The sequence below is a fragment of the Brevundimonas sanguinis genome, assembly GCF_029636725.1.
GTDB classification, from domain to species: Bacteria; Pseudomonadota; Alphaproteobacteria; order Caulobacterales; family Caulobacteraceae; genus Brevundimonas; species Brevundimonas sanguinis.
The window spans coordinates 2,576,291-2,598,782 of record NZ_CP116770.1 but is presented as its reverse complement, the minus strand read 5'-3'; the positions used below and the strand labels follow the sequence as shown (position 1 = coordinate 2,598,782).

23 protein-coding genes are annotated in these 22,492 nt (G+C 67.9%); 8 read left to right on the top strand and 15 right to left on the bottom strand.

The features are described from left to right. Genes PIB44_RS12780 through PIB44_RS12770 form a run of 3 tightly spaced genes read right to left on the bottom strand, consistent with a single transcriptional unit; the run spans position 1 to position 3,433 of the window. Positions 1-387, bottom strand: coding sequence for an indole-3-glycerol-phosphate synthase (locus PIB44_RS12780; protein ID WP_278069662.1), 387 nt, complete (start codon positions 385-387; stop codon positions 1-3). Further along, complete coding sequence (purL, locus tag PIB44_RS12775; protein ID WP_278069661.1) at positions 387-2,597, bottom strand: phosphoribosylformylglycinamidine synthase subunit PurL; 2,211 nt, start codon at positions 2,595-2,597, stop codon at positions 387-389. Before purL ends, PIB44_RS12780 begins: the two co-directional genes overlap by 1 nt. A gap of 41 nt (positions 2,598-2,638) precedes the next feature. Beyond that, positions 2,639-3,433, bottom strand: coding sequence for a TspO-related membrane protein (locus PIB44_RS12770; RefSeq protein ID WP_278069660.1), 795 nt, complete (start codon positions 3,431-3,433; stop codon positions 2,639-2,641). A 121-nt stretch (positions 3,434-3,554) separates the two neighbouring features. On the opposite strand from PIB44_RS12770, the gene PIB44_RS12765 reads away from it, so the two are divergent. Continuing rightward, entirely contained in the window at positions 3,555-3,794 is a 240-nt protein-coding gene (locus PIB44_RS12765) for a hypothetical protein (protein ID WP_253120637.1), read from the top strand. On the opposite strand, the gene purQ is transcribed toward PIB44_RS12765, so the two are convergent. The 4 genes from purQ to PIB44_RS12745 all read right to left on the bottom strand — a co-directional run bounded on the left by purQ (position 3,791) and on the right by PIB44_RS12745 (position 6,883). Further along, positions 3,791-4,453 carry a phosphoribosylformylglycinamidine synthase subunit PurQ gene (purQ, locus tag PIB44_RS12760; protein WP_024354691.1) on the bottom strand — a complete coding sequence of 221 codons (663 nt, stop codon included), beginning with the start codon at positions 4,451-4,453 and terminating at the stop codon, positions 3,791-3,793. The two genes, PIB44_RS12765 and purQ, sit on opposite strands and share 4 nt — an antisense overlap. Before the next feature lie 104 nt (positions 4,454-4,557). Beyond that, the gene (locus PIB44_RS12755; protein WP_278069659.1) at positions 4,558-5,658 is read right to left on the bottom strand and encodes an IPTL-CTERM sorting domain-containing protein; all 1,101 of its coding nucleotides are present in this window, start codon (positions 5,656-5,658) and stop codon (positions 4,558-4,560) included. A gap of 340 nt (positions 5,659-5,998) precedes the next feature. After that, positions 5,999-6,361, bottom strand: coding sequence for a hypothetical protein (locus tag PIB44_RS12750; protein WP_278069658.1), 363 nt, complete (start codon positions 6,359-6,361; stop codon positions 5,999-6,001). 39 nt (positions 6,362-6,400) lie between these two features. Further along, positions 6,401-6,883 carry a YbhB/YbcL family Raf kinase inhibitor-like protein gene (locus PIB44_RS12745; RefSeq protein WP_278069657.1) on the bottom strand — a complete coding sequence of 161 codons (483 nt, stop codon included), beginning with the start codon at positions 6,881-6,883 and terminating at the stop codon, positions 6,401-6,403. Between the two features lie 124 nt (positions 6,884-7,007). Here PIB44_RS12745 and PIB44_RS12740 point away from each other — a divergent pair, with 124 nt between their 5' ends. Next, entirely contained in the window at positions 7,008-8,177 is a 1,170-nt protein-coding gene (locus PIB44_RS12740) for an SAM-dependent methyltransferase (protein WP_278069656.1), read from the top strand. A 185-nt stretch (positions 8,178-8,362) separates the two neighbouring features. On the opposite strand, the gene purS is transcribed toward PIB44_RS12740, so the two are convergent. Together purS and purC are read right to left on the bottom strand one after the other, a co-directional pair. After that, positions 8,363-8,602 carry a phosphoribosylformylglycinamidine synthase subunit PurS gene (gene purS, locus PIB44_RS12735; RefSeq protein ID WP_025977839.1) on the bottom strand — a complete coding sequence of 80 codons (240 nt, stop codon included), beginning with the start codon at positions 8,600-8,602 and terminating at the stop codon, positions 8,363-8,365. Beyond that, on the bottom strand, positions 8,602-9,360 hold the full coding sequence (gene purC / locus PIB44_RS12730) for a phosphoribosylaminoimidazolesuccinocarboxamide synthase (protein ID WP_119413497.1): 759 nt from the start codon (positions 9,358-9,360) through the stop codon (positions 8,602-8,604). The genes purS and purC overlap by 1 nt, the downstream gene beginning before the upstream one ends. A 261-nt stretch (positions 9,361-9,621) precedes the next feature. Here purC and PIB44_RS12725 point away from each other — a divergent pair, with 261 nt between their 5' ends. Then, positions 9,622-9,945, top strand: a complete 324-nt coding sequence (locus PIB44_RS12725; protein WP_025977837.1) for a DUF1476 domain-containing protein — start codon at positions 9,622-9,624, stop codon at positions 9,943-9,945. A 145-nt stretch (positions 9,946-10,090) separates the two neighbouring features. On the opposite strand, the gene PIB44_RS12720 is transcribed toward PIB44_RS12725, so the two are convergent. The 4 genes from PIB44_RS12720 to purB all read right to left on the bottom strand — a co-directional run bounded on the left by PIB44_RS12720 (position 10,091) and on the right by purB (position 13,177). Further along, the gene (locus PIB44_RS12720; protein ID WP_278069655.1) at positions 10,091-10,714 is read right to left on the bottom strand and encodes a fasciclin domain-containing protein; all 624 of its coding nucleotides are present in this window, start codon (positions 10,712-10,714) and stop codon (positions 10,091-10,093) included. A 119-nt stretch (positions 10,715-10,833) separates the two neighbouring features. Continuing rightward, the gene (locus PIB44_RS12715; RefSeq protein WP_278069654.1) at positions 10,834-11,343 is read right to left on the bottom strand and encodes a DNA-deoxyinosine glycosylase; all 510 of its coding nucleotides are present in this window, start codon (positions 11,341-11,343) and stop codon (positions 10,834-10,836) included. Beyond that, a complete protein-coding gene (locus PIB44_RS12710; RefSeq protein ID WP_278069653.1) occupies positions 11,340-11,768 on the bottom strand; it encodes a hypothetical protein in 429 nt (142 codons plus the stop codon). The genes PIB44_RS12715 and PIB44_RS12710 overlap by 4 nt, the downstream gene beginning before the upstream one ends. A gap of 107 nt (positions 11,769-11,875) precedes the next feature. Continuing rightward, complete coding sequence (purB, locus tag PIB44_RS12705; protein ID WP_134581496.1) at positions 11,876-13,177, bottom strand: adenylosuccinate lyase; 1,302 nt, start codon at positions 13,175-13,177, stop codon at positions 11,876-11,878. Positions 13,178-13,393: 216 nt separating this feature from the next. On the opposite strand from purB, the gene PIB44_RS12700 reads away from it, so the two are divergent. Beyond that, positions 13,394-13,714: a DMT family transporter gene (locus tag PIB44_RS12700; RefSeq protein WP_253120627.1), complete on the top strand. Its 321-nt coding sequence runs from the start codon at positions 13,394-13,396 to the stop codon at positions 13,712-13,714. Positions 13,715-13,741: 27 nt separating this feature from the next. Here the strand turns inward: PIB44_RS12700 and PIB44_RS12695 are convergent, their stop codons facing one another. Both PIB44_RS12695 and PIB44_RS12690 read right to left on the bottom strand, forming a co-directional pair. Continuing rightward, positions 13,742-15,433: a lytic transglycosylase domain-containing protein gene (locus PIB44_RS12695; protein WP_278069652.1), complete on the bottom strand. Its 1,692-nt coding sequence runs from the start codon at positions 15,431-15,433 to the stop codon at positions 13,742-13,744. Positions 15,434-15,528: 95 nt separating this feature from the next. Then, complete coding sequence (locus PIB44_RS12690) at positions 15,529-16,338, bottom strand: uracil-DNA glycosylase (RefSeq protein ID WP_278069651.1); 810 nt, start codon at positions 16,336-16,338, stop codon at positions 15,529-15,531. A gap of 191 nt (positions 16,339-16,529) precedes the next feature. Here PIB44_RS12690 and PIB44_RS12685 point away from each other — a divergent pair, with 191 nt between their 5' ends. The 4 genes from PIB44_RS12685 (at position 16,530) to PIB44_RS12670 (ending at position 22,173) form a co-directional block, all read left to right on the top strand. Next, positions 16,530-18,185: an electron transfer flavoprotein-ubiquinone oxidoreductase gene (locus tag PIB44_RS12685; protein ID WP_278070994.1), complete on the top strand. Its 1,656-nt coding sequence runs from the start codon at positions 16,530-16,532 to the stop codon at positions 18,183-18,185. Positions 18,186-18,447: 262 nt separating this feature from the next. After that, positions 18,448-20,340 carry a tetratricopeptide repeat protein gene (locus PIB44_RS12680; protein WP_278069650.1) on the top strand — a complete coding sequence of 631 codons (1,893 nt, stop codon included), beginning with the start codon at positions 18,448-18,450 and terminating at the stop codon, positions 20,338-20,340. 4 nt (positions 20,341-20,344) lie between these two features. Next, positions 20,345-21,244 carry a 4-(cytidine 5'-diphospho)-2-C-methyl-D-erythritol kinase gene (locus tag PIB44_RS12675; protein WP_278069649.1) on the top strand — a complete coding sequence of 300 codons (900 nt, stop codon included), beginning with the start codon at positions 20,345-20,347 and terminating at the stop codon, positions 21,242-21,244. A 35-nt stretch (positions 21,245-21,279) separates the two neighbouring features. Next, positions 21,280-22,173, top strand: a complete 894-nt coding sequence (locus PIB44_RS12670; protein ID WP_278069648.1) for a hypothetical protein — start codon at positions 21,280-21,282, stop codon at positions 22,171-22,173. The last annotated feature ends 319 nt before the right edge of the window (positions 22,174-22,492 follow it).

Here is a 22,492-nt window from a genome sequence, read left to right as displayed (position 1 = left end):
TCAGTCGGGGGTTCTGGCGGCGGCGCGGGCTTCCAGCGCGCGCAGGCTGGCTTCTTCGGCCTTCAGGTCTTCAGTCAGCTGGGCCTTGAGCGCCGGATCGGCGATGGCGGCCAGGGCGGCGCGCGTCTCCTGCACCGCCCGGCGTCGTGCGGCGATCAGGCGCGACAGCTCGTCCGGCTCATGCAGGGCCGGACCCGAAGCGGTCGCACGACGGATCGCCTGCGCCTCTTCTTCCTCGGTAGTTTTCAGCGCGGCGGCCTGCCGGGCGGCGGCCGCGTCGCGCAGGGCGTGCTGGACCGGATCGCCGCCCTCGAACTCGCAGGCCGACAGCAGGGCGGCGCCCGCGACGACGAGGATGAGGGCGCCAATCCGGGATTTTGCTCTCATCAGCCTTCGATCCAGTTCGGCATCCAGCCTTCGTGGAACTCGCGCACATGGGCGACGGGGATGCGGAACAGCTCCCCCTTCGGTCCCGAGGAGGCGAAGTCCGTCCCCTTGACCTGGCCTACGACCGAGGCGTGCAGCCCGACGTCCTGCGCCTTGGCGATCAGGGCGTCGGCGTCCGAGACGGCGACCAGATAGCGGGCCTGATCCTCGCCGAACAGGAAGGCGTGGGCGTGGGCGGCGCTGGAGGCGTTCAGCTCGATCCCGACGTTCGAGGCCAGGGCGATGTCCGCCGCCGCTCCGACCAGACCGCCGTCCGACAGGTCGTGAACGACCGTCAGTTCGCCCGCCTCGATCAGGCCGCGCACGAAGTCGCCGGTTTTGCGTTCCAGCTTCAGGTCGACCGGCGGCGGGGCGCCGTCCTCGCGGCCCAGAACTTCGCGCAGGTAGATGGAGGCGCCCAGTTCGCCGTTGGTCTGGCCGATCAGGACCAGCACGTCGCCCTCGGCCGCGCCGGCGAAGCCGGTGGTCACGTCGTAGTTGCTCAGCAGGCCCACGGCGCCGACGGTCGGCGTCGGCGGAATGGCGACGCCGTTGGTCTCGTTATACAGGCTGACGTTGCCGCTCACGACCGGGAAGTCCAGCTCGCGGCAGGCCTCGGCCATGCCGTCGGTGGCGCGCACGATCTGGCCCATGATCTCGGGCCGCTGCGGGTTGCCGAAGTTCAGGTTGTCGGTGATGGCGATGGGACGCGAGCCGACGGCGGTCAGGTTGCGCCACGCCTCGGCCACGGCCTGCTTGCCGCCTTCATAGGGGTCGGCCTGGACATAGCGCGGGGTGCAGTCGCTGGTCACGGCCAGACCCTTTTCCGTGCCGTGGACGCGGATCACGCCCGCATCGGCGCCGGTGGAGCTGTCCTGCAGCGTGTCGGCCATGACGTGGCGGTCGTACTGCTCCCAGATCCAGCGCTTGGAGGCCATGTCGGGGCAGGCGATGACCTTCAGCACCGCGTCGTTCCAGCTGTCCGGCGCGGGCACTTCGCCCGGATCGAGGCGCGGTTGCAGCTCGGGCTGGACCCAAGGGCGGTCATACAGGGGCGCGTCGTCGAACAGCGGGGCCAGCGGCACGTCGCAGACGACCTCGCCGTGGTGCTTCAGCACCAGATGGCCGGTGTCGGTGGTCTTGCCGATGACGGCGAAGTCCAGGCCCCACTTCTGGAAGATGCGGTAGCCGACGTCCTCGAAGCCCGGCTTGAGGACCGCCAGCATGCGCTCCTGGCTTTCCGACAGCATCATCTCATAGGCGGTCATGCCGGTTTCGCGCTGGGGCACCTTGTCCAGGTCCAGCTCGACGCCGACGCCGCCCTTGCCCGCCATTTCCACGGACGACGAGGTCAGGCCCGCCGCGCCCATGTCCTGAATCGCGGCCACGGCGCCCGAGGCCATCAGCTCCAGCGTGGCTTCGATCAGCAGCTTTTCGGCGAAGGGGTCGCCGACCTGCACCGTCGGGCGCTTGGCGTCCGACTCATCGTCGAACTCGGCCGAGGACATGGTGGCGCCGTGGATGCCGTCGCGGCCGGTCTTGGAGCCGAAATAGACCACGTCGTGGCCCGCTTCCGGCGCCGCCGAATAATAGATCTCGTCGGCGCGAGCCAGGCCCACGCACATGGCGTTGACCAGGATGTTGCCGTTGTAGCCCTTGTGGAAGTTGGTCTCGCCCGCGACCGTCGGCACGCCGACGCAGTTGCCGTAACCGCCGATGCCGCTGACCACGCCCTTGACCAGACGTTTGGTCTTCTCATGGCCCGGCTCGCCGAAGCGCAGGGCGTTCAGCAGCGCCACCGGGCGCGCGCCCATGGTGAAGACGTCGCGCATGATGCCGCCCACGCCTGTCGCCGCGCCCTGATAGGGCTCGATGTAGGAGGGGTGGTTGTGGCTCTCCATCTTGAAGATGCAGGCGTCGCCGTCGTCGATGTCGATCACGCCGGCGTTCTCGCCGGGGCCGCAGATGACGCGCGGTCCGGTGACCGGGAACTTCATCAGCTGGTTCTTCGACGACTTGTAGGAGCAGTGCTCGGACCACATGACCGAGAAGACGCCCAGCTCGACCTGGTTGGGCTCGCGGCCCAGCCGGTCCAGCAGGACCTGATATTCATTGGGGGCGAGGCCGTACTCTTCGGCCAATTGGGCGATGGTTTTTTGGGGCGCGCTCATGGGCGGGCCTTCTAGCCCTCTCCGAGGCGTCTGTCAGCCCGTCACCGGCGTTCGACGCCGCGTCTCAGACCAAAGGTGACAATGACCCCCGCCACCACCAGCACGAAGGCCGCCGCCAGGGCCGTGAAGGCCAACACCGGCTTGATCTCCTGCTCGGCCACAAAGGCCCCGACCAGACCCCAGGCGATGGGCAGGGGATAGGCCATCGTCCGCAGCGCCCAGGTCACGCCGATCCCGACCAGGGTGGTGACGACTACGGCCAGCACCGCCCACCCGTTCGGCGACAGGGCGGCGGGCAGGGCCTCGAACGCCGTCGCTACAGTGATCAGGTTCAGCGGCGCCGCGACCGTCAGCCATCCGGCGAGCGCCGCCAGCGGCCAGATCACGAACCAGCGGTCCCGCTCCATCGCCCCGGTCGCCCGAATGGCGCGCGCGCTGGCCAGCATCGGCAGCAGCAGGGCCAGCAGCGCGGCGAAGATGACCAGAACGCTGGCCGCCTTCAGGTTCATCGCCGCCATGACGATCCAGAAGCCGATGCCGAAGAAGGCCACGGCCGACGGCCAGCCCATGCGGTTGATCAGGACGCTCTCGCCTGTCTGCGGCAGGGCCTGACGCCCGGCGTAAACGAGGATTCCCAGATACAGCAGGCTCCAGATCGAGAAGGCGTAGCCGGCCACCCGCAGCGTTTGGTTGCCGTCGGCGGCGAACTCGGCCTGGCTCAGGCCGAAACCGCCCAAAGCCTGCACAACGGGCACGATGACGGCGAAGACGGCGGCGGCCAGGACAGCGAGGCGGCGTGTCCGCTGGGCGGGCGTGGGGCGTTCGATGGCGATCATGCGTCTCTCCGGCTCAGCTTCGCCTTAACTACGCGCCGGGGCCCAGAAGGTTCATCGGGCCACGATGGAACCGCCGCCCGCCTTCCCGCCTTGCTTTCAGGTCATTGAGAAGGAGGTCGTCATGCCTGACCCAAACAAGCCGGAACCCATCGAGCAGACGCTGGATGAAGAGGTCGAGACCAACCGCGCCCTCGAACAGGGCCTGGGCGTCGGCGCCCGCGAACTGGCCGCCATCCACGAGTCCGGGGCCGAGGGCACCCTGGAGCGCGCGACCGATGAGGACGGCGAACCGGTCGAGGAAGAGGTCGAGGTCGGCGACGCTGGCCGCAGCACCAGCGTCCTGGATCGCAAGGAGCCTTAAACCGCCGCGTAGATGCTCTGGAACAGGATGGCGCCGTCGGCGCTGCCCAGTTCGGCTTCGAACGCACGGTCCGGGTGAGGCATCATCCCCAGCACATTGCCGCGCTCGTTCTGCAGGCCGGCGATGTCGCCGACCGAGCCGTTGGGGTTGTCGACGTAGCGGAAGACGACCTGGCCCTCGCCCTCGATGCGTTTCAGCGTCTCTTCGTCGGCGTAGTAGTTCCCGTCGGCGTTGCCCTGCGTCATGACGATCTCGCGCTGGCCCTGGTAGCCCGAGGTGAAGCGGGTCTGGGCGTTGGCGACCGTGATGCTGATCGGCTTGCAGATGTATTTCAGGCTGCTGTTGCGCATCAGGGCGCCTGGCAGCATCCCGGCTTCGCACAGGACCTGGAAGCCGTTGCAGATGCCGACCACGGTGACGCCGTCGTCGGCGGCCTTCTTGACCGCCTGCATGATCGGGGCCTGAGCCGCCATCGCGCCGCAGCGCAGATAGTCGCCGTAGGAGAAGCCGCCCGGCAGGACGATCAGGTCGAGGCCCTTGGGCAGTTCGGTCTCGGCGTGCCAGACCATCTGGACCTGTTCGCCAGTGGAACGTTCGACGGCGACCTTGCAGTCGCGATCGCAGTTGGAACCGGGAAAAACAATGACGGCTGCGCTCATGGCCGGGCCTCCTAGCACCCTTCGGCGGGAATGTCAGGCGGGGCCGCAAAATGAAAAGGCCGCCCACGGCGGGGCGGCCTTTCCTGTCAGAGCGAACGCCCGGTTCAGGCTGTCTGACGACGGCGCTGCAGCGTCAGAGCCGCAAAGCCCGCCAGCGCCATGGCGAGCAGGATCATGGCCCACTCCGTCAGGGTCGGGACGGCGGCGGGGGTCGAGGTGGTCGTGGGGCCTACCGCGATGCTGGAAGGATTGACGCCGACCGTGATGGTGTCGACCACGGTGTTCGTGGCCGTATTGATGACCGACACCGTTCCGGGAATCCCGCCGCCATGGGCGCCGTAGTTGGCGACGTAGAGCCGCGATCCATCGCTGGAAAAAGCCAGCGAGTTAGGGTTCGTCCCGACATTGGCAGTGGCTATCGGCGCAAGGTTTGTGGTGTCGTAGCTGCCGACAGAAGCGGAGCCGTATTGGACGACATGGACGGAGTTCCCGTTGGGATGGACCGCCGAGGCGTGGGGGCTCATTCCGACTGGATAGTCGCCCATCGCCGAATGGTCGCTTGTTCTGATTTTGGTCAATTTGCCGTCCATGGCGTTGGCGACGTAGGCGAAGCTTCCGTCACTGGAGAAGGCGACGTTGTAGGCGGACGGCCCGACCGGCACAGTTCGGACGACCTCGTGGTCGCTCGTCCGGATGACGGAGACGGTGCTGCTGTTGAAGTTGACGGCGTAAACAAAGGCGTTGTCAGGCGAAACGGCCACGCTGATGGGGCCGTCTTCGACCGTCACAGTGGCGACGACGGCATTGCTGGCCGTGTCGATGACCGAGACAGTGTCCGAGCCGAAGTTGGCGCTGTAGGCGCGGGCGCCGTTGGGCGATACCGCCACGCTATAGGGCGTGGTTTCGACGGAAATGGTGTGCACCAGGGCGTGGCTGGCGGTGTCGATGACTGAAACAGTGCCGCTGCCGGCGTTTGCGGCGTAGGCGCGAGCGCCATTGGGCGAGATGGCTATGCCCTGGGGGTTGGCCCCGACGGCCACGGTATGGATCGAGTTCCCCTCATTGGGACGAATGATCGAAACCGTGTTGGAGCCGGCGTTGGCGACATACAAGGTCTGAGCAAACGCCGGACCGGCCAACCCCATCGCCACGACGGCGCCGAGAAGCACGCGTCGCACGCGCCCGGCGACTGGCGTAATATTCATGATTGAGCCTTCCCCTCGGTGCAAGAAACGCTGGTTTCTCGCAGTCTGGGAAAAAGCACTCTTCATTGCTTATGGCAACGCTTGATGAGCGGTTATGATCACGATGTTCTGCCGCGCCCGGTCAGCCAGGCGATGAGCCATACCGCAAAACCGCCCAGCGGCAGCGCCGCCCGACCCAGCTGGACGAGGGGCCAGCCCCACCGCCGCCCCTGCCGATAAGCGCCGCCACGCCGAAGTGGTCAGCGGCCCAGGCGCCCAGATTGCCCGCCATCATGCCCGGGCCAAACACGGCGAAGACCCAGGGCGCGCCTCCGATCCCACGCCCGTCACGCGTTCGTCGTCAACCCGCCAGGCCGGCCTTGATGCGCGGATGAGACACCGACAGGCCCAGGGACTGCGCGGCGTACAGCTCCAGCAGGACGCGATCCTCCTCGTCGCCCAGTCGCAGCCATCGCGCGGCTATGGGCGGCGGCGGGACGGCGCGCGTCGATACGTCGGGCGTCCCCAGGCCGCGCGCCGAGACCGTCTGCGCCAGCCGCACGGACGGCGCCAGGGTGCGGACCTCGTCCACATGCGGGGGGCTGCCGACCAGGACGGGCTCCTCGCCGTGATAGAACAAATAGAGAGCGTCGCGTTCCGGCAGGCGCGCCCGCGTCAGGGGCAGCAGGGGCTGGTCCAGCAGCCGCCGAAGCAGGTCGGGCATGGCCGAAAGTCGCGCTTGATGCATGTCGGCCGCCGAGCCTTAGCCCCGGTTCTCGTAGGTCGCCGTGATCGACGCCTTGGCCAGGGTGTGGAAATGCAGGTTGAAGCCGAAGACGGCGCCCGAGTTGTCCTCGGTCACGTCCAGACGCTCTACGTCGACCGCGAAGACGGTAAAGATGTAGCGGTGCGGGCCGTGGCCGGGGGGCGGGGCGGCGCCGCCGAAGCCCTCCTCGCCATAGTCCGTGCGGCCCTGCACGGCGCCCTTGGGCAGATGGGCGCCGCCCACGGCGCCCGCGCCGGCGGCCAGCTCACGGACGTGTGCGGGGATGTTGGCGACCGTCCAGTGCCAGAAACCCGAGCCGGTGGGGGCGTCGGGGTCGTAACAGGTGACGGCGAAGCTCTTGGTCCCTTCCGGCGCGCCCGACCACGACAGTTGCGGGGAGGTGTTTCCGATCGCCTTGACCTGGGCGTCGGGCAGGACGCCTCCGTCGGAAAAATCGGTCGAAGTGACGGTGAAGCTCATGGCGGCCCTCTCCCTTGGCGGCGGATTCGATCTCTAAGGCTAACGGAAGACTCGCCACGGGCGTTGCCGCGCGACATTCTGTCCCCAGCTTAAGTCAAGCTGTCTTGATGAGCGGAGGAACGGGATGCTGCAAGCCCTGTTGGACCGAACCTTTCAGACGCGGGCGATCCGGGTGCGGCTTCCGGACGGTCGAGAGCTGACGGCGGGGCCGGGCGAACCGGAGCTCACGGCCGTGTTGGCGGACATGAAGGCGGCGGTCGCCATCGCTTCCAATCCTGATCTCGCGCTAGGCGAAGCCTTCATGGACGGGACGTTCAGCATCGAGGGCGGGAGCATCTATGACTTCCTGCGACTGACCAGTTCGCAACTAGCCTTGCGGCAGCGCTCGCCGAAACTGAGTTGGCTCCAGCGAATTCGTCGCGGGGCGGAGCAGGCCAACGACCGCCTGCACGCGCGCAGCAACGTCCACCACCACTATGATCTGACAGTCGACTTCTATCGCCTGTTTCTGGACGAGGACCTGCAATACTCCTGCGCCTTCTTCGAAACGCCGGCCGCCACTCTGGAAGAGGCGCAGGCGGCCAAGAAGCGCCGCCTGATCGACAAGCTGTTGCTGGAGCCGGGTCATACCGCCCTGGACATCGGCGCCGGATGGGGCGGGCTGGGCCTGTCGATGGTCGAGCGCGGCGCGCGGGTGACGGGCGTCACCTTGTCCACCGAACAGCACCGCACGGCCAATGAGCGGGCGGCAGCCCTGGGCGTCGCCGATCGCGCCGATTTCCGCCTTCAAGACTATCGCGACCTCGACCAGACCTTCGATCGCATCATCTCGGTCGGCATGTTCGAGCACGTCGGGGCGCCGAACTATCAGGAGTATTTCGACACCGTCGCCCGCCTGCTGGACGACGACGGGGTGGCGGTGATCCACGCCATCGGCCGCAACTCGCCGCCCAACCGCACCCAGCCGTGGATTCGCAAATACATCTTCCCCGGCGGCTATATCCCGGCCCTGTCCGAGGTGCTGCCCGCCATCGAGCAGGCGGGCCTGTGGGTCACGGATATAGAGATCCTGCGCCTGCACTACGCCGAGACGCTGCGGCATTGGCGCGAGCGGTTCCTGGCCCGGCGCGGCGAGGCCCTGGCCATGTATGACGAGCGCTTTTGCCGGATGTGGGAGTTCTACCTGGCCTGCAGCGAAGTCGCCTTCCGCGAACTGGGCCACATGGTGTTCCAGCTGCAGCTGTCCAAGAAGCAGACGGCCGTGCCGCTGAGCCGGGATTATCTGTGCGGGTAGGGCGCTTTCCTCCACATGCAATGGGGAGGGGGACCGCGTAGCGGCGGAGGGGCTTTGCAGCAGCGGAACCAAGCGGCCCCTCCCTCACGTCGGCTGCGCCTCCGCGCCACCTCCCCATTGCATGGGGGAGGAAATGAAAAAGGCCGCCCTTTCGAGCGGCCTTGATCGTCTGATCTCTTACCGCCTCAGGCGATTTCGATCCGGTAGCTTTCGATGACCGTGTTGGCCAGCAGGGTGTCGCACATGCGCTTCACCTCGGCCTCCTTGTCGGCGACGGCGTCGTCGAGGTCGAACTCGATCAGCTTGCCGACGCGGGCGTTGGCGACGCCGCTCCAGCCCAGACCCTGCAGGGCGCCTTCGACGGCCTTGCCCTGGACGTCCAGAACGCCGGGCTTGAGGAAGACGTGAACTTTAACCTTGGCCATTAATGCAGCCCTCCCTGAATCACGGTCGGCATGTCCTTCATGATGCCGAGGCGGCGGGCCACCTCGGTGTAGCTTTCGATGACGTCGCCCATGTCGCGGCGGAAGCGGTCCTTGTCCAGCTTCTCGCCCGTGGTGGAATCCCATAGGCGGCACGAGTCGGGGCTGATCTCGTCGGCCAGGATGACGCGGCTGAAGTCGTTCTCCCACACGCGGCCGAACTCGATCTTGAAGTCCACCAGGGTGATGCCGACGGCGCCGAACATGCCGCACAGATAGTCGTTCACCCGCACCGTCATGGCCAGAATGTCGTCCAGCTCCTGGGTCGAGGCCCAGTTGAACGCCGTGATGTGCTCTTCGGTCACCATCGGATCGTTCAGCTCATCTTTCTTGTAGTAGAATTCGATGATCGAACGGGGCAGGGGCGTGCCCTCTTCCTGACCCAGGCGCTGGGCCAGAGAGCCGGCGACGACGTTGCGGCAGACGACTTCCAGCGGAATGATCTCGACTTCGCGGATCAGCTGCTCGCGCAGGTTCAGGCGCTTGATGAAGTGGTTGGTCACGCCGATCGAGTTCAGGCGCGACATGATGAATTCGCTGATGCGGTTGTTGATGACGCCCTTGCCCTCAAGCGTCGCCTTCTTCTGGGCGTTGAAGGCGGTCGCGTCGTCCTTGAAGTATTGGATCAGCGTACCGGGCTCAGGTCCCTCATACAGGATCTTGGCCTTGCCCTCGTAGAGCTTCTTGCGCTTGGTGTTCATCATCGGGTCCCGAACGGGAAGAAAAACAGATGACCGCAAAACGAAAAACGCGCGGCCCGAAGGTCGGGGCGGCGCGGTCCTGAATCGACGGCGGCTATGACAGAGCCACGCGCCCTTTAGCCGAAGGGCGTCTGTGACACAAATATCCTGAAGCGCCCTTACGTCAGCGTCGCCACGGAAGCCCAGTTGCGTTCGGTCGCGGCGGGGGCCATAGAGCCGTTTGCGGACAAGACTTGGTCCGCGGCTGGAGTTACGACGCGCATGACGACCTTCGACGATCGGGAACAGGCCTTCGAGGCCAAATACGCCCTCGATCAGGAACAGGAATTCAAGGCCATCGCGCGTCGCAACAAGATGCTGGGCCTGTGGGCGGCCGAGAAGATGGGCCTGTCGCCGGAAAGCGCCGAGCAATACGCCGCCGCCGTGGTCCGCGCCGACTTCGAGCAGCCGGGCGAGGAAGACGTCTTCCGCAAGGTCGCCGGCGACTTCAAGGGCTCGGGCCTGACCGTCTCCGAGGGCGAGCTGCGCTCCAAGATGGACGAACTGGCCTCGATCGCCCGCGAACAGATCCGCGCCGGCGAATAAGCCGCTGGATCAGCCCGGGGGCTTGGCGGCTGAGTTCCTGATGGGGATTTCAAAACGGCGGCCTCATCCTCGGAGGGTGACCAAAACATAAGGCCGCTGCCGGCGATCGGCAGCGGCCTTTTGCTTTGAGCGATGCGCCCGCCGGTTATTTCGGCATCAGCACCGTGTCGATGACATGCACCATGCCGTTGGCCTGAGCCATGTCGGCCTGGGTGACCATGGCCTTGCCGCCCTTGGCGTCGGTCAGCTCCCACTTGCCGCCGCCCATGTCCTTGGCCGTCAGCTTCTCGCCCTGAACGGTGGTCAGTGTGGCCGTCCCGCCGTTGGCCTGAGCCTGGGCGGCGAGGTCCGCGGCGGTCAGACGGCCGGGCACGACGTGGTAGGTCAGAATCTTGGTCAGGGCGGCCTTCTGCGCCGGCTGCATCAGACCCTCGCGTGTCGCGGCGGGAATCTTCTCGAAGGCGGCGTTGTCGGGGGCGAAGACGGTGAAGGGGCCGGGACCCTGCAGACGCTCGGCCAGACCGGCGGCCTGGATCGCGCTGACCAGGGTGGTCAGGTTCGGCGCCTTGGAGGCGTTGGCGACCAGATTGTCTGACGGGTTCATCGCTGCGCCGCCGGCCATCGGCTCGGTTGCGGCGGAGGTCATGGGCGGCGGCGCCACCTCGACGGGGGCTGGCTCCTGCTTGGCTTCGTTCTGGCCGCAGGCGGCCAGCGCCAGCAGGGCGAAGCTCGAAACGGCCGCGAGCGCGGCGGTGCGATGGGTCATCATGGCTTCTCTCCTTCGATGAACGGGCGGCGCCCGTGTCGGGAAGGATTACGACTCAGAACCCCAAAAGGATGCGGTGGCGATCAAATTTTCCGGCGCGACACGTGAACGGGCCAAGCCGATCATGTGCGCCCGGCGGCCAGATAGGGGCTCAAAATGGACCACTGCGCCAGTTTTCTCTCGAAGGGCCGCGCGTGGGCGGGGCTGGATGACGGCAGGTCGAGCAGGGCGGCCGTGGTCGCGCCCTCCAGGATGCGCCGCCCCGCGCGCGCCGCCGTTCCGCCATTGAAGGCGACCGCGTGCAAGGCCGGAAGACGCGCCGTCAAGTCGATCAGATCGGCGGCTTCGGGATTGCGGATGGCGGCGTCCAGACTGCCGCGACGCTCGGCCGAGGCGATCACGTCCCACAGGCCGACGCCATGCGCCAGGAGCGCCTCCAGCCGCGCCGGGTAGGGCAGGGCGGCCAGCGGCGCGCCGAGCAAGGCCTCCATCAGCCGCCAGAAGGCGTTGCGCGGGTGAGCGTAGTATTGACCCGCGCTCAGCGAGGCGTCGCCAGGCAGGCTGCCCAGGATCAGGACGCGCGTGCGTTCGTCAACGACGGGCGCAAAGCCGACCCGGCGGGCCGTGCTCACCGGTCGCGCCGGAACCCGGTCAACTGACGGCCGAAGGCGGCGAATTCCTCGCCCATCAGGAAGCCGGTCACCGGGTGGATCGGATGGTTGGCGCGCGGTTCGCCGCTGTTGTAGGCGGACAACATGCCGAAGTTGAAATAGATGAAGCCGTACTGCTTACCGCTGCGCTGGATCAGGGCGGCGACCTGTTCCCTGAGGTCCCCCGCCGCGCCTTGCAGGGCCTCCATCAGGATTTTGACCGGCCGCCCGTCCTCGCCCGAGAAGCTCAGGGACCAGGGCAGGGAGGTCTCCATGATCTGGCTGATCAGTTCCGCCGTCGGTTTTTCGAACACGTCGGGAATCTGCACCAGCCCGTCGCGCGCATAGACGTCCGCATATTTCTGAACGTCGAGGGCGGGGTTCAGGCGAAGGGTCGGCTGGGACATCGTGCGCGCGCTCCGGGGCGTGGGATCACGCCGATATTCCCTCATAGGGCAGGCGGAGCGCCGGGGCCAAGGGCCGTGATGCGGCCCCTGGCTTTCCATACAGAGGCTCAGGCCTCGCCGAACACCCGAGCGAAGATCACGTCCACGTTCTTGGTGTGGTAGCCGAGGTCGAACAGGGCCTCCAACTCGTCGTGAGGCAGGGTGACGCGCGGGTCGGCCTTCAGGAAGTCGATGAAGACGCCTTCGCCGCGCCAGACCTTCATGGCGTTCTCCTGAACCGCCGCATAGGCGTCCTCGCGCGAGACGCCCGCCTGGGTCAGGGCCAGCATGACCCGCTGCGAGAAGACCAGGCCGCCCAGGCGGTCGAGGTTCTTCTGCATGTTCTCGGGGTAGACGTTCAGGCGCTCGATCACGCCGGCCAGACGGTGCAGGGCGAAGTCCAGGTGAATGGTGGCGTCTGGGCCGATGCCGCGCTCGACCGAGGAGTGGCTGATGTCCCGCTCGTGCCACAGGGCGACGTTCTCCATCGCCGGGGTCACGGCCGAGCGGACCAGACGGGCCAGGCCGGTCAGGTTCTCGGTCAGGATCGGGTTGCGCTTGTGCGGCATGGCCGACGAGCCCTTCTGGCCCTTGTCGAAGAACTCCTCGGCTTCGAGGACTTCGGTGCGCTGCAGGTGGCGGATCTCGACGGCCAGGCGCTCGACCGAGGAGGCGACGACGCCGAGGGCGGCGAAATAGGCGGCGTGGCGATCGCGCGGGATGACCTGGGTCGAGACCGGCTCGACGCTGAGGCCCATCTGGTCGGCGACGTATTGCTCGACCGCCGGATCGACGTTGGCGAAGGTGCCGACGGCGCCCGAGATGGCGCAGGTGGCGATCTCTTCGCGGGCGGTGATCAGGCGGCGCTTGGCGCGCTGGAACTCGGCGTGATAGCCGGCCAGCTTCAGGCCGAAGGTCACAGGCTCGGCGTGGATGCCGTGCGAACGGCCCACGGTCGGGGTGTATTTGTGCTCCTTGGCGCGCTTTTCCAGCGCGGCCAGAACCCGGTCGACGCCGCCCAGCAGCAGGTCGGTCGAGCGCGCCAGCTGCACCGCGAAGCAGGTGTCCAGCACGTCCGAGGAGGTCATGCCCTGGTGCAGGAAGCGGGCCTCGTCGCCGACGATCTCGGCCACGTGCGTCAGGAAGGCGATGACGTCGTGCTTGGTGACGCTTTCGATCTCATCGATGCGGTCGGCGTCGAAGGTCGCGTCCTTGCCCTTGGCCCAGATGGCCTGCGCGGCCTCGGTCGGAATGACGCCCAGCTCGGCCATCTTCGTGGCGGCGTGGGCCTCGATCTCGAACCAGATCTTGTACTTGGTCTCTTGCGACCAGATGGCGACGGCGTCGGGGCGGGAATAGCGCGTGATCATGGACGCGTCGTGTCGTTCGCGAGGGGCCGGGAGTCAAGGTTGGCCGGGCCGAAGTGGCGGCTTTTGAGCATCACTTGCGCGCAGATCGGCATTCCTCGGCGCGGAAATCTTGACTGGCGAGGGCCCTGTCCCAGATACAGCGCGCTCAGAGGACGACCTCTCCCATTATGGGCATGACGCCGGGACGACCCGGCACGCCATGCAAGGGAGACTGTCATGGCCTGGATTTTCCTTCTGCTCGCCGGTCTGTTCGAGATCGTCTGGGCCTTCCTGATGAAGATGTCGGAAGGCTTCACCAAGCCGTGGGCGACCGTTGGCACCATCGGCTTCATGATCGTCAGCTTCGGCCTGTTGTCGCTGGCGATGAAGTCCCTGCCGCTGGGCACCGCCTATGTGATCTGGACCGGCATCGGCGCTGTGGGCGCCTTCGTCGTCGGCATCGCCGTGCTGGGCGAGCCGATCACGCCCCTGCGCGTCCTCGGCGCCGTACTGATCGTCAGCGGCCTGGTGGTGCTGAAGCTCGCCTCCAGCCAGTGACGCCCGCGGCCGCGCTCCAGGCTCGCCTTAGCGCGAGCCGCCGCCTAGCACGGCCTCGGCCACCTGTAGCGGCGCCGGGGCGGGCGGGACGTAGTCGAGGCGGATCGGCACGGTGCGCGCGCCCGAGGCCAGGGCCTCCAGCGTCTTGACCGGCCCGCCCATCATCCGCTGATAGATCCAATAGGCCGCGACGACCTTCTCGACGTATTCGCGGGCCTGAGGCACGTCGATGCTCTCGATCAGCAGCAGGGGATCGGCGTCGGCGCCCAGTTTGCGGATCGCCGCCAGCATCGGGCCCGGCCCGGCATTGTAGGAGGCCACCGCCTTCAGCAGGTCGCCCTGGAAGGACTCGATCTGGAAAAGGCGGTTCACATAGTCCTGGCCCAGCTTCATGTTCACCGCCGGGTCCAGCAGGCGCTGGGGCGTGCGGACATAGCCTTGATCCCCGGTCATGTGGGCGGCGGTGGTCGGCATGACCTGCATCAGCCCATAGGCGCCGGCGCCCGAGCGGGCGTTGGCGTCAAAGCCCGTCTCCTTGCGCGCGATGGCGTAGACGAGGGCCTTCTCGATGGTGAAGCCGCCGATCGGCTGCAGTTCGGGCATCGGGTAGTGGAGGGCGTCGATGCGGCTGGCCTCGGACTGGGCGGCGCGGCCTGAGGAAACCAGGCGATAGAGGCCGGCCCACATCGGGCGCGCCGCGGTGTCGCCGCTGGCGGCGCGCAGGCCGTTGCGGGCGGCCAGTTCGGCGTCGCTGCGTCGCCCGACTTCGTACAGGGCCACGGTGCGGCGAGCGTCCTCGTCCGACTGGATGAAGGCGTTGAGCGCGCGCGTGTCGACGCCGATCGGCTCGGGCGCCAAGGCGGCGCGCTGCAGCGTCGCCTCATAGGAGCGCGGCCCCAAGTTCTCGATCACCGGCTCTTCGCCCAGCTGATGCAGGGCGATCTGGCCGTAGAAGGTGGCCGGCCAGCGCGCGGCCTGGCGCAGGTATTCGACCACGCGCTCCTGACGGCCCGACTGGGCCGCCGCCCGCGCCGCCCAGAAGGCGCCGCCCGAGCGCACCCACGGATCCTCGGTCGGGTCCTGGGCTACGTGTTCAAAGGCGCGGAAGGCCTCGGCGTGTCGGTCCATCCGCCAGGCGGCCAGCCCGGCCGTCCACCAGTCGCCGATCTGCTGGCCCATCTCATAGGCGCCGGCCAGATCATCGTTGTTCAGGGCCACGCGCGCGGCCTTGGCCGGATCGTTCACCCCGCCGTCGCCGGGGCTGGTCAGGCTGGCCCAGGTGCGGGACAGCAGGCCGCCCGGACGCTTGGGCTCGGGCGCGCCGTCGGGCAGGCGCCGCATGGCCAGGGTATAGACCCGGTCGGCCATCGGCAGGTCGGAATAGGTCTCCAGCCAGGCCGCCAGCTCCTCATAGGCGGCGACGTGGCTGGGGTGGAACAGGCGCTCGAACTCGACCTGACCCAGAAGGACGCGGTCCTTGGCCTGACGCGCCGAGCTGCGGGCCAGCTCCAGATCGCCGCGCCGCAGGGCGTCGAAGGCGGTGGTGTAGCTAAGGCGGTCCTCGCTGCTCAGCGCCGTAGGCGAGGCCTCGGCGATAGCGGCCGTCGCCACATAGGGGCGGGAGGAGTCAGCTTCCTCGGCCTGGGCGACGCCCCCAGCTAGGGCGCACAGGGCGAAGGCGAACAGAGACGCGCGACGCGTCCGGCGGAAAGAATACATGACGCGGCGGCCCCCTTCGTCGGCGTCGGCCCCGTCTCGATTCGGGATTCTACGACGCTCTGCGGACTGGTCTCCAAGCGGGCAGGATGCCTGAATCAGGCGCCCGGCTCAACCACTTCGCTTCGCAGACGGACGGACAAATCGAGAATGTCCTTCCAAACCAGACCCTTGGCCTGGGGTTGGCGCAACAGGAAGGCGGGATGGAGGGTGGCGATGGCGGGCGCGGCGATTCCGCCCTCGGACAGCCGCCATTCGCGCCACTGGCCGCGGATCCGCATGATGCCGTCGTCGGTCTTCAGCACGGCCTTGGCCGCCGACGCCCCGACCAGCAGCACCGCCTTGGGCTTCAGCAGGGTCGCGGCGCGCTGGACGAAGGGCGCGCAGGCGGCCTGTTCCTGGGGCGTCGGCGCGCGGTTTCCCGGCGTCTTCCAGAAGACGGTGTTGGTGATGAAGGCCTCGTCCAGCAGCTCCGCCGCCGTCAGGATGCGGTCCAGAAGCTGTCCGGCCTGACCGACGAAGGGCTGGCCGCGCACGTCCTCCTCGGCGCCGGGCCCTTCGCCGATGATCATCAGCGAGCCTTGCGGATTGCCGCGCGCAAATACGGCCTGACGGGCGCCCATGGCGCGCAGGGGGCAGCCCTCGAAGGCCGCGATGGCTTCAGCCAGTTCGTCCAGCGTCGCCGCGCCCGCCGCCAGACGGCGGGCCTCCGCTGCGGCTTGCTCGACCGACGGCGCCGCGCCGGGCGCACGCAGGGGCGTGATCGTGGCCGGTCCCTTGGCCGCGACAGGGGCGACAAAGATCGTCCGGTCGACCGGCTCGTCCTCGAAGCAGGCGTCAACGCCCGCGTCGCGCCAGAAGGCGAACAGGGCCTCTGCGGCGGCCATGTCGAGGGAGGAGGCGTTCATAGGACCCTAGGCAATAGGCCTTGACCGCCCCCGCGTCACCTCCCGATAAGGCGAATAACCACGACGACAATGAGGATTGAGGGGACATGGCCGAGGAAATGATCGAAGGCGGCGCCAAGAACGCATGGCAGGAAGCCGTCATCGACAACCTGCCCCCGCTGGAGGCCCTGGTCGGCGCCGAGCGCGAGGTCATGGAGTATGACGTCGTCATCGTCGGCGGCGGCCCCGCCGGCCTGTCCGCCGCCATCCGCCTGAAGCAGCGGGCCGAGAAGGACGGCAAGGAGATCTCCGTCGCCGTGCTGGAGAAGTCGGCCGAGATCGGCGGCCACGTCCTGTCGGGCGCCGTCATTGATCCCAAGGCGCTGAACGAACTCTTCCCCGACTGGAAGGAACGCGGCGCCCCGCTGGAGACGCCGGTGACCAAGGACAAGTTCCTGGTCCTGGGGCCGCAGGGGCAGGCGTCGCTGCCGATGTTCGCCCTGCCGCCCTTCATGCACAACGACGGCTGCTACATCGCCTCGCTGGGCAATGTCGCGCGCTGGCTGGCTGAGCAGGCGGAAGCCCTGGGCGTCGAAGTCTATCCCGGCATGGCCGCCAGCCATGTGGTTTGGGACGAAGAGACGGGCCGGGTGAAGGGCGTCGTCGCCGGCGTCTTCGGCATCGACCGCGAGGGCAAGCCGACCGGCGACTTCCAGCCCGGTCTCGAACTGCACGGCAAATACGTCTTCATCGCCGAGGGCGTGCGCGGCTCGCTGGCCAAGACCATCATGGCCCGCCACAACCTGTGCGACGCCGCGGATCCGCAGAAGTTCGGCATCGGCCTGAAGGAGCTGTGGCAGGTCCCGGCCGAGAAGCACCAGCCCGGCCTGGTCCAGCACACGACCGGGTGGCCGCTGGACGACAAGACCGGCGGCGGCTCGTTCCTGTACCACTTCGGCGACCGCTACGTGTCCGTCGGCTTCGTCGTGCACTTGAACTACAAGAACCCCTTCCTGTCGCCGTTCGACGAGTTCCAGCAGTTCAAGCACCACCCCTCGATCGCCGAACATCTGGAGGGCGGCACGCGCATCTCCTACGGCGCCCGCGCCATCACCGAGGGCGGCTTCCAGTCGGTGCCCAAGCTGGCCTTCCCCGGCGGCGCCCTGATCGGCTGTTCGGCGGGCTTCGTGAACGTGCCGCGCATCAAGGGCAGCCACAACGCCATGAAGACCGGCATGCTGGCCGCCGATGCCGCCTATGACGCCGTGATCGCCGGCCGTTCGGGCGATGTGCTCGAGGCCTATGAAGCGGCCTACAAGTCGTCGTGGGTTTACAAAGAGCTGAAGGTCGTCCGCAACGCCAAGCCCCTGCTGTCCAAGCTGGGCACCATGATGGGCGGGGCGGTCGGCATGTTCGACCTCTGGGTCAACCACCTGACCGGCGGCTTCTCCTTCTTCGGCACGATGAAGCACGGCAAGACCGACGCGGCCTCGACCGAGCCTGCGGCGATGCACAAGCCGATCGCCTATCCCAAGCCGGACGGGAAGCTGTCGTTCGACAAGCTGTCGAGCGTCTTCATCTCCAACACCAACCACGCCGAGGACCAGCCCGCCCACCTGAAGCTGCTGGATCCGTCCGTGCCGATCAACGTCAACCTGCCCAAATACGGCGAGCCCGCGCGGCTGTATTGCCCGGCGGGCGTGTACGAAGTCGTCTATGCCGACGAGGCGAACCGCGCCGATCCGCGCTTCGTCATCAACGCCCAGAACTGCGTCCACTGCAAAACCTGCGACATCAAGGACCCGTCGCAGAACATCGTCTGGACCACGCCGGAGGGCGGCGGCGGCCCGAATTATCCGAACATGTAAGCCGACTACCCTCTCCCGGCTGGAGAGGGCTTGAGCGCACGAGAGCGCAGCGATCGTTCTTGCGCGAAAGGGTGAGGGGCTAAGGTTTCAGCGGCATTAGCCGTTACGCCATGGCCTTCGGCCGACTTGGCCCGCGACCCCTCACCCTTTCGCCTGTTCCAATCGCCTTCGGCTCTTGGAGGCTCAAGCCCTCTCCCAACAGGAGAGGGATTTGCGCTTTCAGACTCTTGCGGGCGCAGGGGAAAGCGTGAAGGGTCCGGCCATGCGTTTCGTCTCTTCTCGCCCTGTCCTGTTTCTGGCGGCCTCCGCCCTTGCGCTGTCGCTGGCCGCGCCCGCCCTAGCGCAGGAGGCGGCGCCCGAACCCGCACCCGACGCCGCGTCGCAGGACGCCCCCTCCCAGGATGTAGAGACGCACTCCGAGCCCAACGGCGACCCGGTTCCGCACATCATCATCGCCGATGAACCGCAAACGCCCGAAGAACCTAAGGTCACGCCCATTCCCGCCGAATGGTCGCCGATCCCGCTGGACGCCCATCGAACCAGCGCCTTCGGCCTTTACCTGGCCGGTCGCAACGCCCTGACCAGCGGCGAAAGCGCGACCGGCGCCGATTACTTGGCCCGCGTCTACGCCCTGACGCCCGAGCAGCCGCGCGTGCGCGAGCAGGCCTTCACCGCCGCCCTTCTGGCGGGCGACCTGAACGAGGCGGGGCGCATCGCCCCGACCGATCCCGACGTCTCGCCGGTCATCGTTCAGGCGGGGCGACTGGTGCAGGCGGTGCAGGCCTATGCCGGGGGCGACGCGCGCCGGGCCAACGCCCTGTTGATCGCCGCCCCGGTGGGCGAGCCGCACGACCGCGCCGGCTTCTATGTCCAGGCCTGGATCGCCGCGGCGGCGGGGGACTGGGACCGCGCCCTGGCCATGCCGCCGGCTGATTTCGACCCAGTCAGCAATCTGGTGGCGCGGGGCAATCGCGCGCGCCTGCTGGAGCAGCGCCGCCGCTACGCCGAGGCCGACGCCGAATGGCGCGACCTGACCAGCCACGCCCTGGCCGGCGCCCTGTTCCGTCTGCCCTATGGCGAGTTTCTGGAGCGGCGCGGCCGTCGCGACGAGGCCCTGGCTCAGTATGACGCCGCCGTCACCGCCCGCACCGCCGACCGCCGGGTCATGGAGGGCCGCGAACGCGTCTTGTCCAAGGCCCGGCCGCCGGCCTTGGTGAACTACCGTGAGGGCGCGGCCCAGGCGCTGCGCACCGCCGCCGACCAGATGGTCGCCCAGCGCGCCTATGAGTTCGGCGCCGTCTATCTGCGTCTGGCACAGAACCTGGCGCCCAGCGACAACACCCAGCTGCTGATCGGCCAGACCCTGATCCAGGGCGGCATCGAGCCGGCGGGCCGCGCCGCCCTGGCCGAGGTCAGCGAGGCGTCGCCGGCGACCTACGCCGCCGCCCGGGTGCAGATGGCCATCAGCCTGGCCAAGGTCGATCGCAACGACGAGGCCCTGGTTGAACTGCGGCGCGCGGCCTCCGTGCGGCCGGACGAGGCGGCGGTGGCCTATATGCTGGCCAGTCAGTTGCTGCAGATGGAGCGGCACGAAGAGGCGCTGGAGCTGTTGAACGGCCCGCTGCTGAACACGGCGGATCAGGGCTTCGAGGTCCATTTCCTGCGCGGCGCCGCCTATGAATCGCTGGACCGGGACACCGAGGCGGAGGCCGAGCTGTGGGCCGCCCTGCAGATGCAGCCTGACAATCCGACCCTGCTGAACTACCTCGGATATCTGTGGGTCGATACGGGCTCGCGGGTCGAGGAGGGCGCCGCCATGATCGCCCGCGCCCACGCCGCTGATCCCAAGGACGGCAATATCCAGGACTCGCTCGGCTGGGCCCAGTTCCGTCAGGGGCAGTATGAGGCGGCGGTGGTCAATCTGGAGGGCGCTGTCGACAAGGAGCCGGCCAACGCCGAGATCAACGACCACCTGGGCGACGCCTATTGGGCGGTGGGCCGCCAACGCGAGGCGGGCTTCCAGTGGAACCGCGTGCTGACGCTGGCGGTCGACGACAAGCGCCGCGCCGAGGTCGAGGCCAAGCTGCGAGACCGCCTGGGCCAGGACCCGACCGGGGACAAGGGGATCGGCTCTGCGGGCGGCGCGTCCGACTGACGCCATGCAGACCCGTGACGCCCTGAGCGGACTGGCGCCCGCCAAGATCAACCTGTTGCTGCACGTCGCAGCGGTGCAGGCCGACGGCTATCATCCGCTGGTCAGCCTGGCCGCCTTCGCCGATGTCGGCGACCGAGTGACCGTGCGCCGCGCCGACGCCCTGTCGCTTGCGGTCGAAGGGCCCTTCGCGGCCGGGTTGGACGGGCAGGGCGACAACCTGATCATCAAGGCGTTGTTCGCCCTAGGGGAGGCGGCGGGAATCGGCGCGCCGCCCGTGGCGGTCACGCTGGACAAGCGCCTGCCCATCGCCGCCGGACTGGGCGGCGGATCTGCGGATGCCGGGGCGGCGCTGCGGTTGACGGCGCGCCTGCTGGGCCTCGATCTGCCGGAAGACGAACTGGAACGCCTCGCCCTTTCCGCCGGGGCGGACGGCCCCATGTGCCTGCGCGCCCGCCCGGCCTGGGCCTGCGGAATTGGAGAGGCGCTGGAAGACGAGCCGCGCCTGCCGGCCCTGCACGGCGTTTTGCTGAACCCAGGCCTGCCGTCGCCGACGGGCGCCGTCTATCGCGCCTATGACGCCGCGCCCGCCGCCGGCGCGGATCGCCCTGCGCCGCCTGCCGACTGGTCGGTCGCCTCGGTCATCGACTGGCTGTCGGCTCAGAGGAACGATCTTGAGGCGCCCGCCCTGTCGGTCACGCCGGGGATCGAACAGGCGCTGGCCGCCATGCGCGCTGCGCCGGGCTGTCGCCTGACGCGGATGTCCGGCTCGGGCGCCACGGTCTTCGGCCTGTTCGATGATCGTGCGGCGGCGATCGAGGCGGCCTTGGCGCTTGATCGGCCGGGCTGGTGGTCGCGTCCGGTGGTGCTGGGCGCTCCGGATATGGAGCCGCGTTCGGTAATTTAACCGGATTTACAGCCCCTGCGGTCAAGCTGGCGGCCATGACCCAGCTGACGCCCGAACAGACCGCCGCCTTCGAACGCGCCCTGTCGCGCCTGTCGCCCGCCGACCGCGCTCGCGTCGCAGAGATCAAGGACGCTGCGGCCCGCGCCGCCGCCGAGGTCGCGCCTCACTGGGACTTCGAACTGGCCGCACGCACCGTGGACGGCCTGCTGGGGGAGGGCGCGAACGACGACCAGAGACGCGGCCTGATCGCCGCCTGGGCGCTGGAGCTGCCCGGCCGCATCGCCGCCGAGCGCCTGCCGCAGGCGGTTCTGGCCGGCTATCCGACCTATATCGACCGTCTGGCGACCTATCTCGACAGCGGGGCGGACCCGTATGATCCCGACTTCTGGGCCAAGGACGTGCGGGTGGCCCTGGCCCTCAGCGTGCCGGGCAGCAAGACGCAGATGCTGGACCTGTCCTCGCCGGTGGGACCTGGCCTGGTGGTGCGGCATATGCTGGGCGGGCGCGGTCCTGGTCCGTTGATCGCTTGGCTGCAGGCGGCAGGCTGGCGGCCCTGGCTGGAGACCCACACCGAGGCGCGCGACCTGTCGGACTTCAACGAGGCGGGTTGGGAGCGCAACTGGGCCGCCGCCGCCGCCCTGTTGCAGACGCGGCCGGAACTGGCGGGCGTCATCGGCTCCAGCTGGTTCTTCGATCCGCCGCTGGAGACCATCAGCCCGCGCCTGACCTATCTGCGGACAACGCCCGTGAACAACGGCGCCTTCATGATCCATCAGGGCGGCGGCGAAATCCACGACGAGCGCGCGTCGGCCTCATCCCCGACGCGCCGGGCGATGATCGAAAAGGGCGAATACCGCGCCTGCTCCTGGCTGCTATGCTGGCCGCGCCGGCCGCTGATCCGCTGGGCGACGCAGCAAGGCCTCATCTGAGGGCAGGGCGGCTGAAAACCTTCAACCTATAGGTGCGACATCTTGGCGCGCCGTGTCCGGATTTCTCGGCTGGGCCTTGCGGCGAAATCCCGTGCTCCCTTCCCGGCGGCGCTCGGAAAAGCGGGGTTTGGAGAAAAATTCCAATTTCGAGCCGTCGAAGCGTTGCCGTATCGTAGAATCATAGTTGTGAAGAAGAATCTCCGTTCCGTGATTGACAGTAGTCGGAACTTTCCGGCTCAAATGCAGGTGGAGGGAGCGCCGGGGAATCGACGGTCAGGGGACTATCGGGACGGACGCGCCTTTTTGTGCAGTCATCATT

Coding starts and splice junctions, on each gene's coding strand:
- PIB44_RS12780 (WP_278069662.1), bottom strand. CDS start 387: ATGAGAGCAAAATCCCGGATTGGCGCCCTCATCCTCGTCGTCGCGGGC.
- purL (WP_278069661.1), bottom strand. CDS start 2,597: ATGAGCGCGCCCCAAAAAACCATCGCCCAATTGGCCGAAGAGTACGGC.
- PIB44_RS12770 (WP_278069660.1), bottom strand. CDS start 3,433: ATGATCGCCATCGAACGCCCCACGCCCGCCCAGCGGACACGCCGCCTC.
- PIB44_RS12765 (WP_253120637.1), top strand. CDS start 3,555: ATGCCTGACCCAAACAAGCCGGAACCCATCGAGCAGACGCTGGATGAA.
- purQ (WP_024354691.1), bottom strand. CDS start 4,453: ATGAGCGCAGCCGTCATTGTTTTTCCCGGTTCCAACTGCGATCGCGAC.
- PIB44_RS12755 (WP_278069659.1), bottom strand. CDS start 5,658: ATGAATATTACGCCAGTCGCCGGGCGCGTGCGACGCGTGCTTCTCGGC.
- PIB44_RS12750 (WP_278069658.1), bottom strand. CDS start 6,361: ATGCCCGACCTGCTTCGGCGGCTGCTGGACCAGCCCCTGCTGCCCCTG.
- PIB44_RS12745 (WP_278069657.1), bottom strand. CDS start 6,883: ATGAGCTTCACCGTCACTTCGACCGATTTTTCCGACGGAGGCGTCCTG.
- PIB44_RS12740 (WP_278069656.1), top strand. CDS start 7,008: ATGCTGCAAGCCCTGTTGGACCGAACCTTTCAGACGCGGGCGATCCGG.
- purS (WP_025977839.1), bottom strand. CDS start 8,602: ATGGCCAAGGTTAAAGTTCACGTCTTCCTCAAGCCCGGCGTTCTGGAC.
- purC (WP_119413497.1), bottom strand. CDS start 9,360: ATGAACACCAAGCGCAAGAAGCTCTACGAGGGCAAGGCCAAGATCCTG.
- PIB44_RS12725 (WP_025977837.1), top strand. CDS start 9,622: ATGACGACCTTCGACGATCGGGAACAGGCCTTCGAGGCCAAATACGCC.
- PIB44_RS12720 (WP_278069655.1), bottom strand. CDS start 10,714: ATGATGACCCATCGCACCGCCGCGCTCGCGGCCGTTTCGAGCTTCGCC.
- PIB44_RS12710 (WP_278069653.1), bottom strand. CDS start 11,768: ATGTCCCAGCCGACCCTTCGCCTGAACCCCGCCCTCGACGTTCAGAAA.
- purB (WP_134581496.1), bottom strand. CDS start 13,177: ATGATCACGCGCTATTCCCGCCCCGACGCCGTCGCCATCTGGTCGCAA.
- PIB44_RS12700 (WP_253120627.1), top strand. CDS start 13,394: ATGGCCTGGATTTTCCTTCTGCTCGCCGGTCTGTTCGAGATCGTCTGG.
- PIB44_RS12695 (WP_278069652.1), bottom strand. CDS start 15,433: ATGTATTCTTTCCGCCGGACGCGTCGCGCGTCTCTGTTCGCCTTCGCC.
- PIB44_RS12690 (WP_278069651.1), bottom strand. CDS start 16,338: ATGAACGCCTCCTCCCTCGACATGGCCGCCGCAGAGGCCCTGTTCGCC.
- PIB44_RS12685 (WP_278070994.1), top strand. CDS start 16,530: ATGGAGTATGACGTCGTCATCGTCGGCGGCGGCCCCGCCGGCCTGTCC.
- PIB44_RS12680 (WP_278069650.1), top strand. CDS start 18,448: ATGCGTTTCGTCTCTTCTCGCCCTGTCCTGTTTCTGGCGGCCTCCGCC.
- PIB44_RS12675 (WP_278069649.1), top strand. CDS start 20,345: ATGCAGACCCGTGACGCCCTGAGCGGACTGGCGCCCGCCAAGATCAAC.
- PIB44_RS12670 (WP_278069648.1), top strand. CDS start 21,280: ATGACCCAGCTGACGCCCGAACAGACCGCCGCCTTCGAACGCGCCCTG.